The organism is Sphingomonas echinoides (genome assembly GCF_029623395.1).
Lineage (GTDB): Bacteria > Pseudomonadota > Alphaproteobacteria > Sphingomonadales > Sphingomonadaceae > Sphingomonas > Sphingomonas echinoides_A.
Map to the genome: position 1 here is coordinate 1 of NZ_JAPYKK010000026.1, position 17569 is coordinate 17569.

At 64.7% G+C, this 17569-nt stretch carries 17 protein-coding genes; 10 read left to right on the forward strand and 7 right to left on the reverse strand.

Annotation, left to right across the window (positions count from 1 at the left end):
- From QBJ92_RS14405 to QBJ92_RS14415, 3 genes are all read left to right on the forward strand, one after another.
- Window positions 1-201: hypothetical protein (locus QBJ92_RS14405; protein ID WP_277970395.1), on the forward strand; the 201-nt coding region annotated here is incomplete at its 5' end.
- Window positions 202-225: 24 nt separating this feature from the next.
- On the forward strand, window positions 226-1983 hold the full coding sequence (locus tag QBJ92_RS14410) for a type I secretion system permease/ATPase (RefSeq protein ID WP_277970396.1): 1758 nt from the start codon (window positions 226-228) through the stop codon (window positions 1981-1983).
- The gene (locus QBJ92_RS14415) at window positions 1980-3293 is read left to right on the forward strand and encodes an HlyD family type I secretion periplasmic adaptor subunit (RefSeq protein ID WP_277970397.1); all 1314 of its coding nucleotides are present in this window, start codon (window positions 1980-1982) and stop codon (window positions 3291-3293) included. Before QBJ92_RS14410 ends, QBJ92_RS14415 begins: the two co-directional genes overlap by 4 nt.
- A 96-nt stretch (window positions 3294-3389) precedes the next feature.
- Here the strand turns inward: QBJ92_RS14415 and QBJ92_RS14420 are convergent, their stop codons facing one another.
- Entirely contained in the window at window positions 3390-3839 is a 450-nt protein-coding gene (locus QBJ92_RS14420; RefSeq protein WP_347342797.1) for a hemerythrin domain-containing protein, read from the reverse strand.
- On the opposite strand from QBJ92_RS14420, the gene QBJ92_RS14425 reads away from it, so the two are divergent.
- From QBJ92_RS14425 to QBJ92_RS14445, 5 genes are all read left to right on the forward strand, one after another.
- Window positions 3735-4646, forward strand: coding sequence for a hypothetical protein (locus tag QBJ92_RS14425; protein WP_277970437.1), 912 nt, complete (start codon window positions 3735-3737; stop codon window positions 4644-4646). The two genes, QBJ92_RS14420 and QBJ92_RS14425, sit on opposite strands and share 105 nt — an antisense overlap.
- A 589-nt stretch (window positions 4647-5235) precedes the next feature.
- On the forward strand, window positions 5236-5637 hold the full coding sequence (locus QBJ92_RS14430) for a hypothetical protein (protein ID WP_277970398.1): 402 nt from the start codon (window positions 5236-5238) through the stop codon (window positions 5635-5637).
- Between the two features lie 2 nt (window positions 5638-5639).
- On the forward strand, window positions 5640-6107 hold the full coding sequence (locus tag QBJ92_RS14435; protein WP_277970399.1) for a hypothetical protein: 468 nt from the start codon (window positions 5640-5642) through the stop codon (window positions 6105-6107).
- 38 nt (window positions 6108-6145) lie between these two features.
- Entirely contained in the window at window positions 6146-6916 is a 771-nt protein-coding gene (locus QBJ92_RS14440) for a CPBP family intramembrane glutamic endopeptidase (RefSeq protein ID WP_277970400.1), read from the forward strand.
- 54 nt (window positions 6917-6970) lie between these two features.
- Window positions 6971-7336: a hypothetical protein gene (locus QBJ92_RS14445; RefSeq protein ID WP_277970401.1), complete on the forward strand. Its 366-nt coding sequence runs from the start codon at window positions 6971-6973 to the stop codon at window positions 7334-7336.
- A 36-nt stretch (window positions 7337-7372) separates the two neighbouring features.
- On the opposite strand, the gene QBJ92_RS14450 is transcribed toward QBJ92_RS14445, so the two are convergent.
- From QBJ92_RS14450 to QBJ92_RS14465, 4 genes are all read right to left on the reverse strand, one after another.
- Window positions 7373-8047, reverse strand: a complete 675-nt coding sequence (locus QBJ92_RS14450; protein WP_277970402.1) for a hypothetical protein — start codon at window positions 8045-8047, stop codon at window positions 7373-7375.
- Complete coding sequence (locus QBJ92_RS14455; RefSeq protein WP_277970403.1) at window positions 8044-9213, reverse strand: acetate/propionate family kinase; 1170 nt, start codon at window positions 9211-9213, stop codon at window positions 8044-8046. The genes QBJ92_RS14450 and QBJ92_RS14455 overlap by 4 nt, the downstream gene beginning before the upstream one ends.
- Before the next feature lie 4 nt (window positions 9214-9217).
- Window positions 9218-11629 carry a phosphoketolase family protein gene (locus tag QBJ92_RS14460; protein WP_277970404.1) on the reverse strand — a complete coding sequence of 804 codons (2412 nt, stop codon included), beginning with the start codon at window positions 11627-11629 and terminating at the stop codon, window positions 9218-9220.
- A gap of 313 nt (window positions 11630-11942) precedes the next feature.
- Window positions 11943-13322, reverse strand: a complete 1380-nt coding sequence (locus QBJ92_RS14465; protein ID WP_277970405.1) for a family 43 glycosylhydrolase — start codon at window positions 13320-13322, stop codon at window positions 11943-11945.
- A 456-nt stretch (window positions 13323-13778) separates the two neighbouring features.
- On the opposite strand from QBJ92_RS14465, the gene QBJ92_RS14470 reads away from it, so the two are divergent.
- Window positions 13779-14300 (forward strand): DUF1993 domain-containing protein, encoded by a 522-nt coding sequence (locus QBJ92_RS14470; protein WP_277970406.1) that lies wholly within the window; start codon window positions 13779-13781, stop codon window positions 14298-14300.
- A 19-nt stretch (window positions 14301-14319) separates the two neighbouring features.
- Here the strand turns inward: QBJ92_RS14470 and QBJ92_RS14475 are convergent, their stop codons facing one another.
- Window positions 14320-15156, reverse strand: coding sequence for a hypothetical protein (locus tag QBJ92_RS14475; protein WP_277970407.1), 837 nt, complete (start codon window positions 15154-15156; stop codon window positions 14320-14322).
- A 14-nt stretch (window positions 15157-15170) separates the two neighbouring features.
- Window positions 15171-16109: a VOC family protein gene (locus tag QBJ92_RS14480; protein ID WP_277970408.1), complete on the reverse strand. Its 939-nt coding sequence runs from the start codon at window positions 16107-16109 to the stop codon at window positions 15171-15173.
- Between the two features lie 186 nt (window positions 16110-16295).
- Between QBJ92_RS14480 and QBJ92_RS14485 the strand changes: the two genes are divergently transcribed.
- Complete coding sequence (locus tag QBJ92_RS14485) at window positions 16296-17312, forward strand: alpha/beta hydrolase (RefSeq protein WP_277970409.1); 1017 nt, start codon at window positions 16296-16298, stop codon at window positions 17310-17312.
- Window positions 17313-17569: the final 257 nt, after the last annotated feature.

Consider the following 17569-nt stretch of genomic DNA (forward strand, 5'->3'; position numbering starts at 1 on the left):
GTGCTCGATTTCGACTTCGACGCGGTCGGGGGGCAAGACCTGCTCGATATCTCGGGCTTCGGGGTCAACGCCGGCAACTTCGGCGCGCAGGTGCTCATCTCGCAGGTCGGGGCCAACACCGTCATTGCGATCGGCGCACAGACGATCACGCTGACCGGGGTCAGCGCCGGCACGATAGACCACACCGATTTCGGTCTCTGAGCAGCATGAGGGGAGGGCGAGGCAATGGGCAATCTCGGTGACCGGCTGCCAGCGGCGGCGCGCGCGGCACTGGCGGGGTGTCGTGGGCATTTCATCTCCGCGCTGATGTTCAGCGCACTGGTCAACATCTTGTACCTCGCCCCCACGCTGTACATGATGCAGGTGTATGACCGCGTCGTCCCAACGGGCGGGGTGACGACCTTGCTGGCGCTGACGCTGGTGCTGGCGGCGGCGATCGGCACGATCGCGATGCTCGAGGCGGTGCGGTCGCGCCTCATGGTGAAGGCGTCGCTCCGGCTCGACGACGGCCTGGCGCGGGCGATCCTCGCGCGGTTGATCGCCAAGGGGCAGGGCGGGCGTGGCGACCCTTCCTCGGCGCAGGCAATGCGCGAGTTCGATACGGTGCGGCTGGTCATCACCGCGCCGACGCTGATCGGGGTGTTCGACGCCCCCTGGACGCCGATCTACGTGCTGGCCGCGGTGCTGATCCATCCGTTGCTTGGACTGTTCGTCGTTTGCGCGGGCGCGATCCTCGTTCTGCTGACCGTCTATTCCGACCGGGCCACACGCAGGCTCACGCGAACCGCGCACGGCGCCGCGACCAAATCGGCGATCGTCCAGGAAGACATTGCCCACCATGCCGAACTCATTCGCGCGCTTGGCATGGGGCGTTCGATGGTCGATCGCCAGATCGCCGAACGGGCGGAGGGCCAGGCGGCAGGCGCCGCTGCGCAGATGGCCACGGTCCGCTACGCCGCGATCGCCAAGTTCATGCGGTTGCTCCTGCAGTCGCTGGCGCTCGGCGTCGCAGCGATGCTCGCGATCGAGCGGCAGATTTCCGTCGGGGCGATCATTGCCGCATCGGTGCTGTTGAGCCGCGCATTGCAGCCGATCGAAATGCTGATCGGCGGCTGGTCCAACCTGCAAAACGCCAATGAAGCGATCAAATCGTTGAAGCGGCTGCTGGACGACAGCAGCGTCGCGTCCGTCGCCACGGCACTGCCCGCACCGCAGGGCCGCGTATCGGCACAGAAGATCGTGGTGCGCAGTCCTGATGGGTCGAGCGTTCTCCTGAAGGGCGTCAGTCTCGATCTGGAGCATGGACAGATGCTGGGGATCGTCGGCGCCTCGGGTTCGGGCAAGAGCACGTTGATGCGGGTTCTGGCGGGCGGGATCACGCCCGAAGCGGGCAAGGTCATGATCGACGGCGCCGACACGGGCATGTGGGACGCCGAACGGCTTGCGCGGTACCGTGGCTACGTTCCGCAGGAACCAGCGTTTCTGACGGGAACGATCGCGCAGAATATTGCGCGTTTCACGACGATCGACCCACGGTACGCCGAGGATCTCGATCACCGCGTGATCGCCGCGGCGCAGGTGGCGGGGTGTCACGAACTGATCCTTTCGCTGCCGGGCGGGTATGATTGCCTGATCGGGCGCGGCGGCATCGCGTTGTCGGCCGGCCAGCGTCAGCGCGTGGCGCTCGCGCGCGCGCTGTTCGACGATCCGGCGATCCTGCTGCTCGACGAACCCAATGCCGCGCTCGATGCGGAGGGGGAGGCCGCGCTGCTCCGCGCGCTCGACACGACCCGCCGGCGCGGCGCCACGATCATCGTGGCGGCACACCGTACCGGCGTGCTCGCCGCCGCCGATCGCCTGCTGGTGCTCAGCAACGGGGCGGTCGACTGTCAGGGACCCGCCGATGACGTGCTGGCGGTGCTGGCCAAGCGTGCGGGCGAAACCGCCGGCAACGTCGTCGGACTGAAAGGGGCCACGGCATGACCGCCATCGATCATACACCACGCAGCGAGATCCGGCTTGGGCTGCGGGTCGCCGGGTTGTTCTTCGTCGGGTTGTTGGGTGGGGCCGCGATGGTGCCGCTCGACTCGGGGGTCTATGCGCACGGCACGGTCATGGTCTCGGGCAAGCGCCAGGCGGTCCAGAACCGCGATGGTGGTGTAGTGACAGCCTTGCACGTTCGCGAGGGCGCAAAGGTCGTACGCGGGCAGGTGGTGCTCGAGATATCGTCCGCCGACCTGCATGCCCTGGAACGCGGGATGACCTCGGAGGTGTTGATGCTCTACGCGCAGCGGGAGCGACTCTACGCCGAGCGCGAGGGGCGCGAGCGCATCGCGGAACCGGTCGAGTTCCGCGATCTGCCGGCCGCCGACCGAGCGCTTGCCGATGATGCGCTGCGCGGGCAGCGGCTGCTCCTGACGGCGCGTTTGCGCACGTTGCAGACCGAAAAGGCCGTCTGGATGCGGCGGGCCCATGCCAATGCAGAGCAGATTGGCGGTTTCACGCAGCAGATCGTATCGAACCGCCGGCAGCATGTTTTGCTGACGGACGAGCTGGCCGGGATGCGGGTCATTGCGCTCAAGGGCTACGCATCGGCCAATCGGATCCGCGCGCTGGAGCGGACGCAGGCCGCGCTGGACGGCGAGCGTGGTGCGCTCGACGCGCAGGTGTTGCAGACGCGCGATGCGATCAGCGAGGCGCAATTGTCCGCGGCAGGTGTCGATCGCCGGCAGCGCGAGGAGGTCGAAGGCAGCCTTCGCGACTTGCTCGTCCGCCTCAACGAACTGCGTCCCAAGCTTCTGGCGGCGCGCGAACAGCTCGCCCGTTCACTGGTCCGCGCGCCGGTGACGGGGACGATCGTGGGGCTGTCCGTATTCACGGTGGGGGGCGTAGTGTCGCCCGGGCAAATGCTGATGGAGATCGTTCCTGAACAGCGCAAGCTTGTGGTGGAGGTGCAGGTCGCACCGGACGACGCCGACGATCTGCGCACAGGGCAGACGACGCAGGTCCGCTTCTCCGGGTTTCATGACCGCGCGATGCCCGTTCTCGACGCCCGCATCGAGTCCTTGTCGGCAGACAGCTTCACCGAGGAACGCACCGGCAACCGCTATTATCGCGCAGAGGCATCGCTGCTCGCGCACAGCGACAGACGGCTGACGGCGCTCAAAGGGGAGGGGGCGCTCAAGCCGGGTATGCCCGCGGAAATCCTCATCCCCCTGAAAAAGCGATCCGCGCTCGACTATCTGCTGAGCCCGGTGGCCGAGGGGCTATGGCACGTGGGGACGGAGAGTTAGAAGGAGTCCATTTCCTGGATGTTTTGGGAACGGAGTTCTTGGGGGGGCTGTAAAGACGGGCAGAACACGTTTCTTGCGGTCGATCCCGATGTCGTCTTACCGATCGATCAGAGGGTAGAGTTCATGTTCCTCGCAGCGAATCCGTTGCGCGAGGCCGGCGAGCAGGGCGCGGGTTTCCTGGACGAACTTGGGCCATTCGGAAATTATACGATTGCTCGACCACTGCGCGATGTAATGCCGGAACCGCTGGTCCAGGTCGCCCATCTCGTGCTCGTATCGCGACGCGAGCCGCGCGATCGCGGGATCGACGTGCGCTTTCAACGCTGGATAGACGTGCCGGTCCTCGTGCGCCAAGTGTAGAGCGAGACGATAGCCGAACTGCCACTTGGCCCGTGCCAGCGCTTCCAGATCGGGCACCTCGGTCGCGACGGCTCGTTGCAGTTGAGCGGCGCTTTCTTCCAGGGCGATGTGCTGCTCGCTCAGGGCTTTTCGATCAATCGACATTATCATCATCCTGCTCGCGTCACGCCGGCCGTGACGGCGCATCCCTTGCAACAGCGGGTGCGACAAGGTCTTGCCAACCGCTTGGCAGAAGACACAAAGTATTGTGATCCGCCAGAAAGAGTCGCTCGCATGAATCAACGACGCCCGGTTCCTTCGACCCAAGCTTACCGAGCTGCCGTCAAGGCAATCGTATCGGCGGTTCAGCGGCACCACGACCTGAACGACGTCGAGTTGGCGGATCGCCTTGGCTGTTCCGCGAGCACGGTTCGGAACGCGAAGAGCGCGCACACCAATCTGGATGCCGTCACGCTGGCGAACATGGAACATCGGTTCGGCCCGGGCACGCTGGACCCGTTCCTCGCGCTCGGTGGGTCGCGGGCTGCGCCGCTGCCCAGCGCCTTGCCTGAGATCGATCCGGTGCTCGACATCGTGACGGCACTCCACCGGCTTATCGCAGCACAGCATGCGAGCAGCGAGCACGGCTACTTCATCACCTCGCAAGAGCTGCTCGCCATTCTGCACGAGCTGCGGGATGCCCGCATCGCGTTCGACACGTTGATCGCGCTTGCCGAGCCGACGATGGCGCACGCGCCGCCGGAGACGCAAAAGTGGTTCAGGGACACTTTCGCTCCCGTATCTGGAACGCCTTCGCTGCATGATGGCGCTGCCGCGCCTAAGACTGATGCGGGCGACCGGCCACCGCCCGGTTTCGAGGACGCCGCGCTCGAGCTGACCATCGACCGGCTGGCGGCGCATTATGGCGTTTCGTCCCAACAGATCGAGCAATGGATACGCGTGACCGACGAGCAGATTGCCGCGGGCCTTGCGCGGGACGCGCGATCCGGCTGACAATCCGGACACCTCATGCTGTCGAACCAGCACCACGCGGGAAGAGGAAATAGGGAATGCCCTCGCGCTATAGCGTTTCAACCGTCACGCGACGATCCGTTCTGACCGCTACGGCAGCCGCGCTCGAGCCTCTGCGTGCCGGGAACCGGCGCTCTGTCGAGGGCACCCCTAAACGTCACGACTTTGCGCGTGAGCGCGTTGCCCTGCAATCGAGGCAGAACCCATTCGCCGCCGATCTCCGTTGTGCGGACTCGCGGATCGCTCCTGAATCCGCATTCGATAGTCAGCGTGGCGATCTGTTCGACTGACCGCAGAGAAGATCACGCGTTCCAGGCAGATCATTGCGGAGCGTATCGAGCAGGGCAGGGTCGTGATCCGTGGCGGACAGTATCGGTTGGGAACCGGACAGGTCGATTCCCTCTCAGCCACGTACGAAACGGCGTGTGGCTTGCGTGGGGTCGGTTGCAGCGGATCGATCAGTCGGAAATGCCTTGCCGCGATACGGTGTCGCGGGATCAGGCGACACGACAGACTGTATTGTATTCAGATGTTCGTATGATATGTTGTTGTTTCGATTGGGAGAAGCATGATGGGCTTGCTTACCAAGATTACTGGCCTGGCTATCGCCGGCGCGCTGGTTCTGCCGTTTCCCGCGTCAAGTCGTGATCGGGACGACTGGCACCGGGATCGCAACGACTGGCATCGGGATCACCGTCATCACGACGACGATAGTGCGGCGGTTGGCGTCGCGCTTGGCATCGGGCTGATCGGCATTGCTGCCGCGGTGGCGGCGAAGAACAAGCGGCGTGCGGACGACGAGCGCAACGCGTACGAATATGGCTACGGTGGCAGCTATGGCGGCAACGCCTTCTCGCCCGCGCCGGACGTCAATTGCTACAGCAGGGAACGGCGGTGTTACGTTCGTGGCCAGTTCTCCTACGCCTGGACGGACCGCCAGTTTTCCTACGATCCTTACCGCCGGGGATATTGACGATGCGGACTCTGTGCCTCGCGCTGGCATGCGCAGCGACGCTTTCGTTTCCCCTGTCCGCCCAAACAGCGCGCAAGCGGACGGCGCCGCCTCCCGCCACGGTCAACATGGACCTGGCGGTTACCGATGCGGTGCGTACGGTTCTGGCCGGGCAATTCGACGAAGGCCATATCGCAATGCTCCAGGCGCTTGGTCATCAGCAAGCGGTCGCCGCGACGTGCCCTGGTTTTGCAATCGATCCGCGCGCATTCGCGAACGCGTTCGACCTGATCTATGACGGTGCCGACGGGAAACCGCGCTCGCTCAGCGGAGCGCAACGCACCGAGATCGAACGCAAGGCGACGCTGGGTCTTGGCATGACGTTCGGCGGGCAGATTGCGATTTCGGCGAACGATCATACGGCGTTCTGTCGTGCCGCGACGCAGGAGCGTGCCGGCGGCAAGGCGGCGCATCTGGTCTGGGCGAAGTAGCTCACCGGCAACGCGACGGTGGCATCGGGGAACCCGCGATGAGGATACAGCCAAACTGGCCGATCGCCCTGTGCGTCTTCGCGTTCTACAACGCCATCATCTACGCGGTCTGGGCTGTCGTCGGCGCGCGCTATACCGACATGGTGTCTGCGCAGACGGCATTGACGAGCCTCGATCTCCCGCTCGGCCTCGGCACGCTATTCTGTGTCGCCGTGGTGAGCTGGCTCGGCTGGTGGCGCCCGGTCACGCGCGAGAACACGCGCGGCGGTCCCCGCTGGGCGGCCGTGCTCGTGCTGATCGGGATGCTCGGCATGGCGATCGTGAATGGCGCGGGCACGCAGTGGGCGAGCTTGTCGGTCGCGCACCTCGCGATGCTTGCCATCGCCGGGATCATGGTCGGCTTCAACGAGGAACTCATGGCGCGCGGCGTGCTCCTGACCGGCATCCGCGGTGCGGTGTCGCGCGAGGGGTGGGCGTGGTTCTGGTCGTCGGCGGCGTTCGGGGCGATGCACATCCCCAATGCGCTGTTCGGCATTCCCTGGTACGTCGGGCTGATCCAGGGTGTCGCCGCGGCGATCATGGGCAGCGCGCTCTACGTCCTGCGGCGGGTGAGCGGCGTCATCTGGTTGCCGATGGTGATGCACGGCCTCTGGGACTTCACCTCCTTCAGCGCGCAGGCAACCCATGGCGCTCTGCCGATCGGGGTGCTGTTCCAGTTCGCCACCTATCTGTTCGCGATCGTCGCTGTCGTTGCCGTCTTGCGCCACGACGCGAAGACGGGTGTGCGCCACCAGTCTGCGCTATCTTAAACTGACGTGGAGAGAGAGACAGTGAAATGCGTTTCGATCTTGGGCATTGCCCTGATGGCGCTCGCGACGCCGGTGGCGGCGCAGGACCCGGTAAAGGCGGTTCCGGTGCAGTTCGCCAAGGGCGCGAGTGCAAAGGCCTATAAGGACAGCATTCGCGGCTATGCAACGGTGAACTATACCATTGCCGCGCGCGCCGGGCAGACGATGACCGTCGCGCTGACGACCAGCAACGGATCGAGCTACTTCAACGTCACTGCGCCCGGTGCCGATGCGGCGTTGTTCATCGGGTCGACGACGGGCAACCGGTTCTCAGGCAAGATTCCGTCCACCGGGGTCTATACGGTGCAGGTTTACCTGATGCGCAACGCCGCGCGGAGGGGTGAAACCGCCAATTACAGCCTTAACATCGCGGTGAAATAGGGCCGCAGATTGCCGCCGTTGTGCGCGCGAAGGCGATCATGACAGCGTGAACAGCATGGCAAATCCGAGCGCAAACAGGAGGCTTTCGACGGTGCAGATCATCGTGTCGAGGAACGCGCGTAGATAGGACTGTTTGAGTTCCCGATGGAACCAGCGCGTCTCGACGATACCGTAATAGAGCGCAGCCAGACACATTGCCGCAACGCCGACCCCACGCAAAACGAGATTGGGCTGCACCGCGAGCGTGAGGCCGATCGAGATCGCCAGCGCGAAGGGCGCGATCGTGAAACACTGGGCGTAGAAAGGGGCTTGGAGGCTGTCGCGATCGAGCGGCACGCCACTGCGGCGGACCTTGTGCGTTGCCAGCGCCAGCGGGAAAATGCCGAACAGTATTAGCCGCAGCGACAACAGCGTGGTGTTGTCGTTGACCAGTCCGGCCAGCCCCTGCTTGCTCGCGACGATCGGATTGACGTCGTGCAGGCTTAGGTCGATCGCCTGACTAAGCACCAGCGTCAGGACCAGCGTGATCGGTGGATTGACCGTGCCGCGGAACTGGCGATCCGGGGGAAGCTTCAGCTGATCCTCGGCGTAGGACATCGTCGTCAGCGGCGCGCGGACGATCCGCCAGAGCGTGACCGGAAAGAACACGAGCCAGCTCATCAGTTCGTAGAGGAGCTTGTCGAGCGAGTTGAGCCATTGAACGAAGTTCATGCAGGCTTGTCCTCCAGGATATCCAGGACGTGCCGGGCGATTACGCGCTCTTCGTCGGTAGCGATGACCTGCAGCCGGATCGCGCTGCCCGGCCGCGATATCACCGGAGCGTTTGCCGCATTCAGCGCGTCGTCGACATCGGCACCTAGCCAGGCGAGGTGCCGCGCGATGCCCGCGCGGACCGGCGCGGCGTGCTCGCCAATGCCTCCGGTGAACACCAGCCGATCGCAGCCCCCCAGCGACGTTGCCATCGCCATGATCCCTTTCGCGACGGACAGGCAGAAACACGCGATCGCCTCGCGCGCTTCAGCGGTGTCCGAGGCGGTCAGCGCCGTCATGTCGGACGATTCGCCGGACACGCCAAGCAGGCCGCATTCATGGTATAACCAATGCTCCAGCCGCGCCGCATCGAAATGCGCGTGCTGCAGCAGATAGAGCAGGATGCCCGGATCGAGGCTGCCCGGTCGCGTCCCCATCATGATCCCGTCGAGTGCGCTGAACCCCATGCTGGTGTCGACGCTGCGCAGGCTCTCCAGCGCACACAGGCTGGCCCCGCTTCCCAGATGCGCGACGACGATCTTCTGGCGCTCTGCCCCATCGTCGGCTGCGGCGAGCCGAGCGACGATCGCCTCATAGGACAGGCCATGGAAACCGTAACGCCGCACCCCCTCGTCGTGCCACGCGCGCGGAATGGCGTACCGGTTCGCGGGCGACCCGATCGTGCGGTGGAACGCGGTATCGAAACACGCGACCTGCGGAAGATCTTGGCGCGTGGCGAGCAACCGGCGAATCGGCGCCAGCCCTGCCGGCTGGTGGAGCGGCGCGAGCGGTGTGAGCCCCTCCAGCCGTTCCAGGATGGCCGCATCGACGCGGACGGGCGCCTGAAACTCGGTGCCCCCATGCACGACGCGGTGGCCGACCGCAGCGATCGCCTGGTCGCCGTGGTGCGCGTCGATCCAGTCGAGCAGCTCGGTCTCGGGCGTGCCGTCGTCCGACCACTCCGCCGTGTGCGCCGTGCCCGCACCGTCAGTCGCGGACAGCGTGATCGTGCCGTCCGCCGTTCGCGTCTGTCCGCGCAGGACGCAGGCAAGTTCGCCCTGCGGCGCCGCGAACACCGCGAACTTGACGCTGGACGAACCGGCATTGAGCGCCAGGATGGCGGTCACGCGGTCACCCCGGTTGCACGTCGTCGGCGACTGCTTTGGGCGTCCACGCCCAGTCCCGCACTTCGGGCATGTCCTCGCCATATGTCGTGACATAGGCATGATGGTCGATCAGCCGGTCCCGCAGATGTTGCGCCACGCTCGCCGTCCGGGTGGCCAGCCCCGGCACGCGGTGCAGGACGTCCAGCGCAAGGTGATACCGGTCGAGATCGTTGCGCACGACCATGTCGAACGGCGTCGTGGTGGTGCCTTCCTCCTTGAAGCCACGGGCGTGGAGATTGGCGTGATTGGTCCGGCGGTAGGTCAGGCGATGGATCAGGTACGGATAGCCGTGGAAGGCGAAGATGATCGGGCGATCACGAGTGAAGATGGCATCGAAATCAGCGTCGCTGATCCCGTGCGGATGTTCCGCTTCGGGTTGCAGCGTCATCAGGTCGACGATGTTGACGACCCGGATACGCAGCCCCGGCACATGCGTCCGCAAGAGATCGACCGCGGCAAGCGTTTCCAGCGTCGGGACGTCGCCGGCGCAGGCCATCACGACCTCGGGCTCGGTGCCCACCACCTCGGTTCCGGCCCAGCTCCAGATGCCGAGCCCGGCCGCGCAATGCCGCTCGGCGTCGTCCGCCGACAGCCATTGTGGCGACGGCTGCTTGCCCGCGACGATCACGTTGATCCGGTCGTAGGTGCCCAGGCAGTGATCCACCGTGCGCAGCAGCGTGTTCGCATCTGGCGGCAAGTACACGCGGACCACGTCCGCCTTCTTGTTGACCACATGGTCGATGAAGCCCGGATCCTGGTGGCTGAAGCCGTTATGGTCCTGCCGCCAGACGTGGCTCGACAGGAGATAGTTGAACGACGCGATTGGCCTGCGCCAGCCAAGGCCGCGGCTGACCTTCAGCCATTTGGCGTGCTGATTGAACATCGAATCCACGATGTGGACGAACGCTTCGTAGCAGTTGAACAGGCCGTGCCGCCCGGTGAGGAGATAGCCCTCCAGCCAGCCTTGGCAGAGATGCTCGCTCAGCACTTCCATCACCCGACCATCGGGGGCGAGATGGTCGTCGAACGGCTCGATCCGTTCCATCCACACACGGTCGGTTTGCTCGAACACCGCGCCGAGCCGGTTGGAATTGGTCTCGTCGGGGCCCATTAGCCGGAAGTTGCGGGATTCGGCGTTCAGCGCCATCACTTCGGCGAGATAGCGTCCTGCCGCCCGGGTTGCCTCGCCAATCGTGGCGCCGGGTTCCGCCAGTTCGATCGCGAAAGTGCGCCAGTCGGGCCGATGCAATACGGTGCGGTTTCGTCCGCCGTTGGCGTAGGGCGTCGACCCCATCCGCTTGTCGCCCTCGGGCGCCAACGCGCGCAGTTCCTGGACCAGACGACCGTGTTCGTCGAACAGGGTTTCGGGATGGTAGCTGCGCATCCAGTCCTCGAGCAGCTGGCGGTGTGCGTCATTCTCCCTGGCCGCTGCAATCGGGACCTGATGCGCGCGCCAGAAACCCTCGACCTTCAGTCCGTCGACTTCCTTCGGCCCGGTCCAGCCCTTGGGGCTGCGCAGCACGATGAGCGGCCAGCGCGGCGTTCCGACATCCTCGCCGCTGCGCGCGGCGGTCTGAATTGCCGTGATCCGGTCGAGCGCGGTGTCGAGCACGCGCGCCATCCGACGATGCATCGCCGGACGCTCGCTGCCTTCGACGAACAGCGGCTCATAACCAAGTCCGATGAAGAAGGAGCGGAGTTGATCGTCGGGCATCCGTGCGAGGATCGTCGGGTTGGCGATCTTGTACCCGTTGAGATGCAGGATCGGCAGCACCGCGCCATCGTGCTGCGGATTGAGGAAGCAGTTCGAATGCCAGGAAGCGGCGAGCGGCCCGGTTTCGGCCTCGCCGTCGCCGACCACGCAGGCGACGACCAGGTCGGGATTGTCGAACGCCGCACCGAACGCATGGACCAGCGCGTAGCCGAGTTCGCCGCCTTCATGGATCGAACCGGGCGTCTCGGGGGCGACATGGCTCGGAATGCCGCCCGGGAAGGAGAACTGCCGGAACAGCCGGCCCAACCCGGCGGCATCCTCGCTGATCGCGGGATAGATCTCCGAATACGTGCCTTCGAGATAAGTGTTGGCAACCATGCCGGGGCCGCCATGGCCGGGACCGCACACGTAGAGCACGTCGGTGCCGCGCTGCCGGATCGCGCGATTGAGGTGCGCATAGATGAAGTTCAGCCCTGGCGTGGTGCCCCAATGGCCAAGCAACCGCGGCTTGATGTGCTCGGCTGCAAGCGGTTCGCGCAGCAACGGGTTGCTGAGCAGGTAGATTTGCCCGACCGAAAGGTAGTTCGCCGCGGAGAAGTAGCGATCGATCAGATCGACTTCATCGTCGCCGAGATCGGTGGCTTGTTCAACGATCACGCTCATGGCTATCTCCGATTGTACCGCGCAGGCGTATTGTCGATTCGTTGGCGCCACGCACATCTACCTTATTCATTGGAATAGAGGTAACTAACGTGCGGCAGACGGTTGGTTATCGAAGCTCGTGTTTGGGATTTGCCCCGTTGGGTGAATGCGATCGCCATCGGTCACCCCCCCATGAACGAAGGACCACTTCCGAAGATTGTGCAGAGGAAGCTTCACACCTTCTATCCTGGGTACGATCGGTTTCAGCGTTCGGGCAGCTCTCTATAGAACCGGCAAATACCCGACGCTGGAGCTGTTTTGCGGGACGGACCGTTTAATCGATATTCCATTCGATGATCGCCGTTTTCTGCGCGTGCAGCCGCAAGTACCGTGCCTTGACGGCATGCTGGAGGACGATCGGCGATCCCGCTTGTGGTTTTGACGGAACGATCGTCACCCAATTCCGTCCGTCGGAGGACGCGGAAACCCCGAGATCAGCCGCGCGTCCGGGAAAGAGCGGTCGCACGCTGCTCCCGTGGATCTGTCGCACTCGACCGAGGTCAGCCTGCAACCAGGGGGTGGAATCCCCTTCGCGCGCAACCCATGCGGTCGCGTAATTGTCGTCACCGGCCCGCTGTGGGCTGTGTCCTGCGTCGGCGGCACTCGAGGCGCTTCCCCGCCACGGTAGCCCGGTTGTCCTACGCGCGGCCTGGCCCGGGAGATCGGCGCCGTCGTGCGTTGGGGTCACGCGCGCAATTCGATCACCATCGATCCTCAGTGCGTCGACCGCAACCTGTCGCAATACGGTTCCGTCCACGGGGGGATAGGGCAGGCCGTTGCGGTGGTAGAGAATGTAGGGCCGACCCGCATAGCGGAAAACGGCATGGTGCCCGGGGCTGATGATCTGCCGGTCGGCATGGGTTTCGAGGATTGGGCTGTTCGCCGCTTCGGTGAACGGTCCCATCGGCGACTTTCCGACCGCGTAGCGCACCTGGTAGGTGTCGCGTGTCGTGTTGCCCCAACTGTAGGTCAGCAGATACGATCCGCCCGATTTGACGAGGAAGGGCGCCTCGAAATAATGCGCGGGCGTGCAATCCTTCGGCGCACCGTCAAGCTTGGTCATCGTCTTGTCGAGGCGCGCGACGAAACACCGTCCGTTGACCCAGTTCAGCCCCGATCCCCAGAACAGGTAAGCTTGGCCGTCGTCGTCGATGAACGCCTCGGCGTCGATCATGTGGTAACCCGGGCGGAAGTCACCGGGGATCAGGGGCTTGCCGTCGTTCGCGTCCGCCCATGGACCCGCCGGGGAGGGCGCGCTGCCGACCCAGATCTCGCTGCCGACCGAGACGTACATGTACCAGCGCCCATTCGCCGCCTTGACGACCGATGGTGCCCAGACCTTTGAATCCCCCGACGTCTTGCTGGTCGCGGCGGCCTTGGTCGGCCATGCGGGGGTCGAGAAGGTCCAGTTGCGGAAATCGTCCGATGTCCACATTCCAAGCCGGTCGTCGCCCCACGGATCGACCGTCGCGAAGATGTACCAACGGCCCTTGTCGCGGACGATCGACGGGTCGGCGAAATAACCGGGCAGTAACGGATTGCGCGCACCCGGCGCATCCCAGCGGGACGGTGCCGGGGGTGCGGCCGCCGAAGCCGACACCAAGGTGGTGAGCGAGAGCGCAACCATCCATGATACGGCCGGTACTTTACGCATCGGTCCGTCCGTCGCCAGGCAATTGCGCGTTTGGCAACGTCGGTGCTGGCCCGGTTGCATCGGTATCGTTCGCGAACAGGGCGCATCTCCTTGGTATCATTATGCCTTCAGAACTTGGCGCGGGTTACTCATCCACTAGCCGCCCCCGCAACGCAACATGGATGATGCGAACGCGTACGGCGGCGATCCAAAGTCAGCAGCGCGATCTATCGAACGACGTTGCTCCGGCCTCTTCGTACCCGCCTTGGTCTTCCCCCGTGGATATCAGGGGATTGCGAGGACAAAGGGTCCGGAGAACAGCGAAATCGCCAGTCGAGCGGCTTAACGCGGGGGTAAACGAGCGCCAGATATTCGGGATTGCTCACTGACATACCGAGGGCGACTTGCGTCGTGCATGCGCGTGGACCTGCAACACGGAACCCTGCATAACGACGCGGCCTTTGCTGGAGCCATTTGATGACCTTTTCGCTTTACGATGCCGTTGTTCCGTCCAACCTTCAAATCCTCGCAGCGATCGACGCTTTGCTCGACAAGGCGGCGGCATTCTGCCTGAAGCAGGGCATAGCGGAAGCTGATTTGATCGACGCACGCTTGGCGCCGGACATGCTGCCATTCGGGTATCAGGTAAAGTCGTGCGCAATCCATTCGATCGGCGGGATCGAGGGCGTGCGGGCAGGCACCTTCTCCCCCGATCGGTCGGCTTGGCCGACCAGTCTCGCGGAGCTGCATACTGTGCTGCAGGGCGCGATTGCGAGCCTGAACGCGATCGACCGCGAGACGTTCGACGCTTTGGCGGACAGTGACACGCAGTTCGCATTCGGTGAGACGAAAATGCCCTTCACCGGCGCCAACTTCCTACTCTCCTTTTCGCAGCCGAACTTCTATTTCCACGCAACCACCGCCTATGGGATTCTGCGCGCACAAGGCGTCGAGCTCGGCAAGCGCGACTTCCTCGGCATGCCGCGCCTCAAGCGGTGAGACGGATCGACGCATCGTTTCAGCGCACGCGACCGGCACGGTTCTCCAGCACGAGCTTCGATACCGTGGCGGTCTCGGCCACGCCGGGCAGGTGCGAGGTGAAGCCGATGCCGACATAGAACGGAGCGGTCAATTTGAGCGTGATGGGCGCCCCGAACTGATGCATCGGTTCGCCTTGCTCGCTCACCCACAGCGTGAACTGGTCGCCTTTCTTCTCGATGCCGATGCGCTTCGCGTTGAGCGTGATCAGGCTGTCGGGCGACTTGCCGCCGGGCAGGCCGCCACGACTGCCGATGCGATATTCCCGGTCGCTGATCCGTCGTCCCGGGGCGGGGCGCTGCGCCAAATGGATCATGCCGTCGCCGTGGAGCGCGACCAGCGCTTCCTTGGCATCGTCATCAAGCGATTGGCGGATCACCAGCAGCGCCTTATGGTCGCCGAAGCCGCCGTCGGGATAAGCCAGATCGGCCGCGAGCGAGATGTCGCCGCTCATGCGTTTGAACAGGAAGCGGAACTCGTCGCGGGTGTACCAGACGTTATAGCCCGCCGAATGGATCGTGTACGTGCCGCCGTCCAGCGACGCCTTGCCGGGTACGAGCGCACCCCCGACGTCGGCCTGTCCGTCGAACACGCCGATCGGGGTGTTCTCCACGCGGGTATCGCGGTGGAAGCCGGCTGGCGGCCCCACCTGATCGTGCTGCGTCGATTGCGGATAGGCCCAGTCCGGCGCGAGCGGTGCGCCGGGCGGGCTGTTCCTGGCAGAGGTTCCGGGAACTTCCGGCGATACCTGTGCGCACAGCGCCGAAGACAGGATCGTCATCGTCGCGGCGGCCACCCACACGGTGGATTTCTGCATGATCCTTCCTCTGCTCATCGCTGTGGATCTGGCGCGCGGAAGGGGGAGCAGCAGGGCTTGCCGATCGCGTGCAACTCCATCAGTTCGGCGCGCGTCCCGTCGGGATCGAGCAGGTTGAGCTGCCACTTGGCATCGCGTCCGATCTTGGGAGTCTGGTCCTGGCCCTGCAGGCGGTCACCGTTCCACAGCAATGTGTAGGCCGCGCGCGCGTCGGGTATGCCGAGCGCGAAGTGATTGAGCACCCCCAGGTTGGCCGCCGACATCGTGGGCGGGATGCCTGTAGTGTCGGGCGTCCCGACGACCATATATTCGATCCAGTCGCGCCCGTCGGGCAACTGCAGCGAGATCCAGGTGGGATGATCGTCCTGCATCCCGCCCTCCCAATAGGGCCGCAGCCCGAGGACAGCCTTGTAGAAGCGATCTTCTTTGACGCGATCATGCACGATGAACCCGAAGTGCATGACATGGCTGGAAAGCGGGTTGACCGGTATCGCCGGCAGCCGGGCGGGCGGTTGCAGGAATTGCACGACCGTTCCCTCCGGGTCGGTCACCGAAAACCAGCGGCTGCCGTCCGCGGCCATACTGACTTTCGCGGGCACGGCGACGCCCTGCGCCGCCAGATATGTTCGCATCGCTTCGGCATTGGCGGTGTTGAACGCAACGTGCGCAAGACGGTTGATCGAAGCTTCGCCGGGGGGCAGCGGCAGCACCTCGACGAACTGGGACGGCGCGAAATAATAGCGCGCGCCGGATGGATGTTCGGGGTCGGGAAGCTTCACTGCACCCAGATCGTGGACGTAGAAACGTTCACTTTTGGCCGGATCCTGCGCATAGACCGCGATGTGTGACACGCTGGCCAGCGGCGGGCGGGCAGGGCCCTTCGCCGCGACTGGTGCCGTCAGCAGGAACGCCGCCAGCACGGCGCACCCGCGAATATTGGTCGGCCTTTTCATGCGCTTTACCCCTCTCCGTGCGCTGTTTGCGCTATCATCGAACGGTGTAGATCGGTCCCGAGCGTTTGGCGAGGATCATGAGTGTGCTCCGGTGCCGGCGGTGCGCTGCTCGCCAATGCGCTTGGCGTCCGAACGCCGTTACGGCAAGCCAATGGCCCGGCACTCGCTGGATGAAGGGGAACCCCAATGCGAATCACGGCCCTGCCTCTGTCAGTCCTTCTCGTCGCAACTGCGAGCGCGCCGGATACCGTCCGCATCGCGCCGCCCTATATCGACGCCCCCGAAATGGCGGTGCGGCGCGCCACGCCGCACGGGACGGTGCACAGCTTCATCATGCACTCGCGCGACAGCCGCATCTTCCCCGGCATTCGGCAACTCGACAACGCCGTCACCCAGCGGCGCGACGCTTATGGCAACCGCATCGCGGCGCCGGCGGACGAGGAGTCCGAAGCCGCACCCTATCGCCGGGAGGTCCTTGTCTACATTCCGGCGGGTTATCGCCACGGCACCGAGGCACCCCTGCTGGTGGTGCAGGACGGGCGTGATTACGCCGTGCGCGTCGCGGCTGCGCTCGACAGCCTGATCGCGGCGCACCGCGTGCCGCCGATCGTCGCCGTGATGATACAATCAGGCGGCGGCGACGCGCAGGGGTCCGAGCGCGGTCTGGAATACGACACGGTCTCGGGCCGCTATGCGGAGTTCGTCGAGCGTGAAGTGCTGCCGCAGGTGACTGCACTGTATGCCGTGCGCTTCACCCGCAATCCTTCGTTGCGTGCGACGATGGGTGGCAGTTCCGGCGCGTCAGCGGCGTTCGCCATGGCCTGGTTTCACCCCGAATGGTACGGCAAGGTGCTGTCCTATTCGGGCACCTTCGTGAACCAGGCTTCGCCGGTCGATCCATCGACGCCGCGCGGCGCATGGGACTTTCACGCCCGCCTCATTCCCGACAGCCCGCGCAAGCCGATCCGAATGTGGATGGAGGTGGGCAGCAAGGACCTGCACTGGCAAGATCCTGAACCGACTTATCACAACTGGCCCATGGCAAACGATCGCATGGCGGCGGCGTTGGAGGCCAAAGGGTATGACTATCGCTATGTGGTTGCGGAGAATGCCGCGCACGTTGACGGGAATGTCATTGCCCAGACTCTGCCGGGCGCGCTCGAATGGCTATGGCGCCACGACACGACGGGTTCGAAGCGGTGAAGGGGGCGTCCGTTGCCGGATCGAAGGAAGGCTCCGTTTGGGGGCGACGCCTTCTCATTACGGGGTATGCCGCTGATCGGTAATATCGGCGAAAACCTGGCGTAGCTGTCACCGACATCGCCAGCCCAAGGGGTTGCTCCCGGACTTGGCATGCCATCCGCGCGGACCAGAAAGGCTAAGCGCCTCCATTCGCCGCATCTTCTACAAGCCGGTTACGAACTCGGGGCAGGCGTCGATTGGTGCGTCACGCGTCCTTA

What these genes read in the sequence shown, in the direction of transcription:
- QBJ92_RS14470 (WP_277970406.1), top strand. Translation starts at nt 13,779, where the DNA reads ATGACCTTTTCGCTTTACGATGCCGTTGTTCCGTCCAACCTTCAAATC.
- QBJ92_RS14415 (WP_277970397.1), top strand. Translation starts at nt 1,980, where the DNA reads ATGACCGCCATCGATCATACACCACGCAGCGAGATCCGGCTTGGGCTG.
- QBJ92_RS14410 (WP_277970396.1), top strand. Translation starts at nt 226, where the DNA reads ATGGGCAATCTCGGTGACCGGCTGCCAGCGGCGGCGCGCGCGGCACTG.
- QBJ92_RS14485 (WP_277970409.1), top strand. Translation starts at nt 16,296, where the DNA reads ATGCGAATCACGGCCCTGCCTCTGTCAGTCCTTCTCGTCGCAACTGCG.
- QBJ92_RS14480 (WP_277970408.1), bottom strand. Translation starts at nt 16,109, where the DNA reads ATGAAAAGGCCGACCAATATTCGCGGGTGCGCCGTGCTGGCGGCGTTC.
- QBJ92_RS14460 (WP_277970404.1), bottom strand. Translation starts at nt 11,629, where the DNA reads ATGAGCGTGATCGTTGAACAAGCCACCGATCTCGGCGACGATGAAGTC.
- QBJ92_RS14430 (WP_277970398.1), top strand. Translation starts at nt 5,236, where the DNA reads ATGGGCTTGCTTACCAAGATTACTGGCCTGGCTATCGCCGGCGCGCTG.
- QBJ92_RS14475 (WP_277970407.1), bottom strand. Translation starts at nt 15,156, where the DNA reads ATGCAGAAATCCACCGTGTGGGTGGCCGCCGCGACGATGACGATCCTG.
- QBJ92_RS14445 (WP_277970401.1), top strand. Translation starts at nt 6,971, where the DNA reads ATGGCGCTCGCGACGCCGGTGGCGGCGCAGGACCCGGTAAAGGCGGTT.
- QBJ92_RS14465 (WP_277970405.1), bottom strand. Translation starts at nt 13,322, where the DNA reads ATGCGTAAAGTACCGGCCGTATCATGGATGGTTGCGCTCTCGCTCACC.
- QBJ92_RS14435 (WP_277970399.1), top strand. Translation starts at nt 5,640, where the DNA reads ATGCGGACTCTGTGCCTCGCGCTGGCATGCGCAGCGACGCTTTCGTTT.
- QBJ92_RS14450 (WP_277970402.1), bottom strand. Translation starts at nt 8,047, where the DNA reads ATGAACTTCGTTCAATGGCTCAACTCGCTCGACAAGCTCCTCTACGAA.
- QBJ92_RS14420 (WP_347342797.1), bottom strand. Translation starts at nt 3,839, where the DNA reads ATGCGCCGTCACGGCCGGCGTGACGCGAGCAGGATGATGATAATGTCG.
- QBJ92_RS14440 (WP_277970400.1), top strand. Translation starts at nt 6,146, where the DNA reads ATGAGGATACAGCCAAACTGGCCGATCGCCCTGTGCGTCTTCGCGTTC.